Origin of the sequence: Nocardia rhizosphaerihabitans (assembly GCF_014646295.1) — a bacterium.
Classification (GTDB): Bacteria; Actinomycetota; Actinomycetes; order Mycobacteriales; family Mycobacteriaceae; genus Nocardia; species Nocardia rhizosphaerihabitans.
This window is the reverse complement of the sequence record NZ_BMNE01000010.1, coordinates 214259-221141: the sequence shown is the minus strand read 5'-3', so window position 1 is coordinate 221141 and position 6883 is coordinate 214259. Positions and strand designations below refer to the sequence as shown.

The window sequence follows — 6883 nt, the reverse complement described above, 5'->3', positions numbered from 1 at the left end:
ATAATAATATTGGCACTGACATTCATCGACACACTATTGAGTTCTCAAAGAACACACGCACAAGGAGGACCACCGGCTCTCGTCCGGATCTCCTCCAGGGCAACTGTTCCAGCCTAACCGTGCTTCCAGGCGATGTCAATCGTAACGCTGGTCACTCGATGAGGCAATGCCAGGCGCACCCCGTCCTACCGCGTTTTCCCTACGCCCGCTCGCCCTGAGGGCCAGCGTCTCGGCTCCGGGTTGGTGTCCGTGTCGCTCTGACTTCCAATAAGTTACGCGCCGGATAACTCCGCGTCAAATCGCCTGGACAGCAGGGAATCTGCGCAGGTCAGAGCGCCGGACTCGGCCGCTGCGCCGGCCTGAATCACACGGATGTGATTCAGGCCTCCGCGGCGAGATCAGGCTATCCGCCGGACGCCTGCCATGTTCTTCTTGCCCCGGCGCAGCACCAGCCACTGCCCGTGCAGGTAGTCGGCGTCGGACGGGGTCCACTCGATGTCGCCGATGCGCTCGTTGTTCACCGACGCACCGCCTTCGTTGACCACGCGACGGGCCGCTCCCCTGCTCTCGGCCAGGCCGGACGCGACGAGCAGATCGACGATCGTGTTCGGTTCGCCCGGCACGACCTCGGCGACCTTGCCGTCGATCGCGGTCTCGCGCAGGGCGGCGCCCAGCGTCGATTCCGGGAGTTCACGCAGGTCACCGCGGCCGAACAGGGCCTGGCTCGCCAGTTCCACCGCATGGGTCTCGGCTTCGCCGTGCACCAGCGTGGTCATCTCGGCGGCCAGGCGCTTCTGCGCCTCGCGGGCGAACGGGCGTTCCGCGGTCGCCCGCTCGAGCTCGTCGAGTTCTTCCCTGCCGAGGAAGGTGAACCAGCGCAGGTACCGCACGACATCGGCGTCGGCGGTGTTCACGAAGTACTGGTACCAGGCGTAGGGGCTGGTCAGTTCGGGGTCGAGCCACAGACTGCCGCCACCGGTGGACTTGCCGAACTTCTTGCCGTCGGCCGAGGTCACCAGGGGGACGGTGAGCGCGTGCACGTGCGCACCGTCGACGCGGCGGTTCAGCTCGACGCCGGCGATGATGTTGCCCCACTGGTCGGAGCCGCCGACCTGCAGGATGCAGCCGTATTCGCGCCGCAGCTGCAGGTAGTCGTTGGCCTGCAGCAGCATGTAGCTGAATTCGGTGTAGGAGATGCCGTCACCCTCGAGCCGCCGCTTGACGGTGTCGCGGGCGAGCATGACATTGACCGAGAAGTGCTTGCCGACGTCGCGCAGGAAGTCCACCGTCGACAGCGAGCCGGTCCAGTCCATGTTGTCGGCGATCACCGCGCCGGTCGGCGAATCGTCGAGGTCGACGAAACGCTCGAGCTGGGAGCGGATGCGCTGAGCCCATTCGGCGACGGTGTCGCTGGAGTTCATCGTGCGTTCGCCGACGTCGCGCGGGTCACCGATGAGGCCGGTGGCACCACCCGCGAGGACGATCGGCCGGTGACCGGCCCGCTGGAAACGCTTCAGTGCGAGCAGCGGGACGAGGTGCCCCGCGTGCAGACTGGCCGCGGTGGGGTCGAAGCCGGCATACAGGGTCAGCGGCGCGGTAGCGGCTGCCGCCCGCAGCTCGTCCAGGTCGGTGGACTGCGCGATCAGGCCGCGCCAGGTCAGTTCGTCGAAGATGTCGCCGGTCACGGTGTTCCATCTTTCCGTACTCGTTCCACCGCCCGCGCGCAGGTCGGGCGGTGTCGGGCTGACTGGGCGCTCAGACCCGCACGCGGGTGACCCAGTCAGCGAGCTCGGCTTCGACCTCGTCCCGGTTGACCTCGTTGAGCACCTCGTGGCGGGCGCCCGGGTAGATCCGGTAGGTGATGTCGGTCAGTCCCGCGTCGCGGTAGCGCTGGACCAGCTGGTCGGACAGGCGCGTGCCGTCGTTGAGCGGATCCTGGTCGCCGACCATCACGTACATCGGCAGGTCGGTGCGCACGGTGCTCGGATCGTTCAGGCGCTGGTAGGCGGTGGCCGCGAGCTGCGCCATATTGGTGTCGTCGATGGCGAAGCCGCACCAGGGATCGGCGAGGTACGCGTCGACCTGCGCTTCGTCGCTGCTGATCCAGTCCGCGTCGGTGCGCGTCGGCTGGAATCGGGCGTTGAAGAAGGCCGTCAGGTCGCCGCCCGCGGCCGCGATGTTGTCGAAGAGCCCGTCCACCGCCGTCGACCCGCACAGCACGACCTCGTCGACGAGCGTGGAGTGATCGAGGATGTAGTGCTGTACCGCGAAGGAGCCGAGGCTGTGCCCGAACAGGGTGACCGGCAGGCCGGGATGACGCTCCCGCAGCAGTTCGGTCAGCGTCACCAGGTCGGCGACGAGCAGGTTCCAGCCGTCGTCGCCGAGTTTCCCCGGCTCGGAGAACATGCTGTAGCCGTGGCCCCGGTGGTCGCCGGCGTAGACGGCGTAGCCGAGTGCCGCCAGCGTGGTGGCCAGATGGCTGTACCGATCCGAGTGCTCACCCATGCCGTGCGCGATCTGCACCACACCCACCGGTTCGACAGCGGCGGGCAACCAGCTCCGGACATGGATGGTGATGCCGTCACTGCTGGTGAAGGTGAACACGAATACTCCTGCGGAAGGCTCGGGCGTGTGGACATCGATCGTCGCACCGGAAGTGGCCCGGGTCCCATAGGATTCGGCAACGAGTTCCGCCGCGTGCCCTTGTGTCCGCGGACAACCCCACCGGTGTCCGCGGACGCCGAAAATCGCCGGACCTGCTCGGCCCGGCGATGCTCAGCGCGGTCGGTGACTCACCGAACCAGCGAGGTGATGCTGTCGCGGCGCTCGTAGGCGATCCAGGCGAAGATCGCGGCCAGCACCAGCGGGAAGATTCCCATCGCGGGCTTGTCGGCGATGAAGGCCTGCGTCGCGGCGGCGAGCACGGTGAGCACGGACAGGCCGATGGCGGCCATGGCACTGAGCCGCGGCACCATCAGGCCGATACCGCCGGCCACCTCCGCGACTCCGATGAAGATGAGCAGCCCGAGGGAGATGGTCAGGTTCTCGGGCGGGTTTTCCATCAGGATGTTCGGGATGACGATCTTCGGGCCGCCCGAGGCGATGATGAAGAACAGGCCGAGTACCACCTGCAGAGTCCACAGGACGCGGTTGCGGATCTTGCCGGGGCGGTAGACGGCAGCGGTGGAGAAGGTCGCGGAAGAGGTGGTGGTCGTGGTGGTCATGTCGTGTCCTTCGGTCGGTTGCGCTCGGTGGGTAGCGCGTTCACCAGATAGGACGTGGCCCGCGTAGCGAATTCATCGCCGCCGCGAAATTTTTTTCGCGACCGGTTCGGGCGCACGTGGACTGCGCCGGTAGGTGGATACCGCGGGCGAGGCGGGCAGCCAGAACCGCCACGCGACGTCGGCGGCCACACTCACCCCGATGCGCGGCCCCACCGCGATCTCGGCCTGCGGGACAGCCGGATTCAGCTCGAGCCGGATCTCGGAGTACGGGTCGAACAACTCGGTGCCGTAGTCGTCGAAGGTGAAACCCAGTGCGCTGCCCAGGTTTCCGGGGCCGCGAGCCAGGTCGACATCGGACCGCGAGGCGGGGCGGCGGACGCGGGCGAGATCATGACCTGCGATGACCTCGCCGGCGCGGAGCAGCACTGCCGCGGCCGCACCGTCGAATCCGGTGGTCACGTTCGCGCAGACGTGGATGCCGTACGAGCGGTACACGTAGAGCCGCCCGGCCGGACCGAACATCACCGCATTACGGGCGGTCGGCCCCGGCCAGGAATGGGCGGCGGGATCGGGCCACAGCCCCGCCGGATCGCTGCCGTAGGCCTCGACCTCGACGATGCGCACGGAGACCGGCCCCGACGACAGGGTCGCGCCGAGCAACCTGCGCGCGGCGGTGGGCGGATCGACGGCGAGTTCCTGGGCGGACACGCTCGCCATTCTGGCCCATCCGGCTATCCCCGCTCGCGGCGGCGTTCGAGGAGCCGTGCCATGAGTTCGCGATCGGCCTCGCGCCCCGCGCCGGTGATGGCCACCAGGATCGTTCGTTCAGCAGCGCCCGCGTTGGGGGAACCGGCCGCCATGCGGGACCAGTGGTAGTGGATCTGGGCACGGAGGAAGGTTCGGTCGGCGGAGTCGTCGCACAGCAGGACGACGCGGGTGATCGGGAAACGGTCGATCACCCGTTGGAGTTCGAATTGGGTGCCGGTGTTGGCGGGAAGGTAGCCCGAGAGATCGACGACGACAAGTCCGACTCTGGTCAGCAGCATGTCGACCGCACTCTGCCAGAAGCTGCCGTGGCACAGCAGGGCTCGTACCGGGTAGCTGCCGACGGGATCGTTGACGCGTTCCGGGGTATTGGTGATGCCGGTCAGCCGATGTCGGCCCGGCGGCAGCGGTTCGGTGGGGCAGGCGGCCAGTGCGGTGCGGAAGGTGCGGGGCGAGGTCGCAAAGAGCGTGTGAATCGCCTTGCCCGCCTTGGCTCGAGCGACCTCTTCGGGGCTGACCGAGCCGGAGCTGCGCAGGATGTGGACATAGCCGAACTCGCGCCACGCGCCACGCAGGAAGCTGCGGATCCGGGCATGGTTGTCGAACAAGCGCAGATAGGCGATGTCCTCGGGCGGCCAGCCGAACACATTGCGGGTACGTGTCACCGCACCGACCTTGTAGCGCGACGGTGTCGGGCGCACGAATTGCACACACAGCGGGGGGATATCGGCGGCCCGCACATCGACCGGGTCCGGGGCCAGCCGGGTCAGCGATGCGGCGTAGGCCGGGTCACGTGACCACTTCTCGGCGGTGGAGGACGCCGACCAGCGACGCCAGCGCGGGAGCGCCGCGCCGACGATGGCGACCGCGATCACCACCAGAACCGCGAGATAGGGCGCGGCGGGCGCTTCCCGCATGGTTCCGTCGGGTTCCTCGACCTGCACGCCGAAGATCGCGATGGCCACGACCAGGCCGACCGGAAGCACGACCCAGCGCGCCCGCCGCCACATCACCTGCCGATGCCCGCGAACCTTCCGCAGCGCGTCCAGATGATTCTCGAGCGGCGGCACCAGCAGGGCGGCCAGCTCGGGGCGACGGTCGACGTCGAGTCGGACGCGGTGCGCGCGCTGCCAGTCGTACCAGTCGCGTGCCCCCTCCCAGCCGCTCCCGAACAACCCGAAACAGCACGGCACCACCGGAAACAGCACGAGCTGCCGCCACGTCGACAACGGTACGGCGGGAACGGCTTCCGCGAGCGGCTCGGGCGCGAAGACCACCAGTCCGACGATCGCCGCGGCCAAGAGCAGCACCGTCGCGGTGCTACCGAGTGCCGACCGCAGCGACTCCGATTCCTTGGTGCGTACGCGCTGCCGGAGTTCCTCCGCGGTCATGTCGTGCCCCCACGATCACAGCAGCACGGCGACGACATAGGTGACCACGTAGGTGATCGCGAAGACCACCGGCACCCACTGCTCGAGATGGGTAATCGGCGTATAGAGCGTGCGGTCGCGGCCGTGACCGAGCGCCGCCCATTCCGCACGCCAGTACGGCGAGGCGGGCAGCCGCTCCTCCAGTTCGCCGACGACCCGGTACTTGGCCGCATTGAGCTGACGGTAGGACCGCAGCAGGAAATACCAAGCGCCGCACTGCACGACCAGCGCCACCGTCGGGAAGATCAGCGTCCACACCCCGCGCCCGGGCCGCAGTTGCAGCACGAGCCCGATGACGGTGAAGGCACTGGTGTTGAGGGTGAGAAAGAAGCTGTTGGTCAGGCTGCGGCGCGCACTGATCCGGTCGGCCATCTCGACGTAGAGCTTGTATTGCTCGAGCACGAGGTCGTGGTAGCGGCCCGCGAAGTCCTCGGGTGTTCGGTCGGGGTTCCACACCCCGTGACTGATCGGATCGGACACCGCAGTCACCTTCCGAGGGGCCGATGAGGTGGCCTCGATGATATTCCGAAGTCGGCTCGCGCGCAGCGCGATTCAGCCCAGCAGGTCGGTGCCGCGGTAGAGGCCTGCCAGCTTGCCCGGGTTGACCTGGAAGCGCAGGTTCTGGATGCGGCCGTCGACGAGGTCGAAGGTGAAGGCGGCGCCGGGGTTTCCGCCGATCGAGGCGAGGGTGCCCAGTTCGCCGTTGATCTCGGCGGTGCTGAGTTCGATGCCCGCAGAGGAGGGTTTGGCCAGCACGCCGAGGATCCAGCGGGCGACGTGGTCGGGACCGTGCAGTGGCCTGCGCGCCGCGGTGACGACGCCGCCGCCGTCGGACCAGCAGGTGACGTCGGGGGCCAGCAGGTCCATCAGCGCGTTCAGGTCGCCGCCGGAGCAGGCGGCCATGAACTGTTCGGTGATGTGGGCGCGGGCGGCCATGTCGGTGTCGAAGCGCGGACGCCGCGACTGGACGTGGTTCTTGGCGCGGTGCGCGATCTGGCGCACGTTCGCCTCGGTCTTGTCGAGCGCCTCGGCGATCTCGGCGTGCGTGTAGCCGAACACCTCACGCAGCAGGAATACCGCGCGTTCGACGGGGGTCAGGGTTTCCAGCACCACCAGCATGGCGGTGGACACAGTGTCGGCCAATGCGGCGTCCTCGGCGATGTCGGGTGAGGTCAGTACCGGCTCGGGCAGCCACGGGCCGACGTAGGCCTCGCGGGTCACCCGGGCGGAGGTGAGCCGGTTCAGCGACAGGTTGGTGACGGTCCGGACCAGGTACGCCTTCGGGTGCTCGACCGCGGCGTGATCGGTGTCGTTCCATTTCAGCCACGCGTCTTGCAAGATGTCCTCGGCGTCGGTGACGGTGCCGAGCATCCGGTAGGCGGTCGCGAACAGCAGACGGCGGTGCTCGAAGAAGGGGTCCTGGTCCGGCATGGGGTCAACCATGGCGCATGCTCCGTCACTGGG

General features: G+C 68.0%; 7 protein-coding genes. All 7 read right to left on the bottom strand.

The genetic code is table 11. The annotated features are described in order from the left end of the window. Window positions 1–398: 398 nt before the first annotated feature. A complete protein-coding gene (gene tyrS / locus IEY60_RS31345) occupies window positions 399–1685 on the bottom strand; it encodes a tyrosine--tRNA ligase (RefSeq protein WP_189034117.1) in 1287 nt (428 codons plus the stop codon). 70 nt (window positions 1686–1755) lie between these two features. Beyond that, a complete protein-coding gene (locus tag IEY60_RS31340; protein WP_189034116.1) occupies window positions 1756–2604 on the bottom strand; it encodes an alpha/beta hydrolase in 849 nt (282 codons plus the stop codon). A gap of 188 nt (window positions 2605–2792) precedes the next feature. Further along, complete coding sequence (locus IEY60_RS31335) at window positions 2793–3224, bottom strand: DoxX family protein (protein WP_189034115.1); 432 nt, start codon at window positions 3222–3224, stop codon at window positions 2793–2795. Window positions 3225–3296: 72 nt separating this feature from the next. After that, complete coding sequence (locus tag IEY60_RS31330) at window positions 3297–3932, bottom strand: DNA-3-methyladenine glycosylase (protein WP_189034114.1); 636 nt, start codon at window positions 3930–3932, stop codon at window positions 3297–3299. 23 nt (window positions 3933–3955) lie between these two features. Next, window positions 3956–5380, bottom strand: coding sequence for a hypothetical protein (locus tag IEY60_RS31325; RefSeq protein WP_189034113.1), 1425 nt, complete (start codon window positions 5378–5380; stop codon window positions 3956–3958). 15 nt (window positions 5381–5395) lie between these two features. Next, entirely contained in the window at window positions 5396–5899 is a 504-nt protein-coding gene (locus IEY60_RS31320; RefSeq protein ID WP_229740290.1) for a RipA family octameric membrane protein, read from the bottom strand. A gap of 72 nt (window positions 5900–5971) precedes the next feature. After that, window positions 5972–6862: an RNA polymerase sigma-70 factor gene (locus IEY60_RS31315; RefSeq protein WP_189034112.1), complete on the bottom strand. Its 891-nt coding sequence runs from the start codon at window positions 6860–6862 to the stop codon at window positions 5972–5974. Window positions 6863–6883 lie beyond the last annotated feature (21 nt).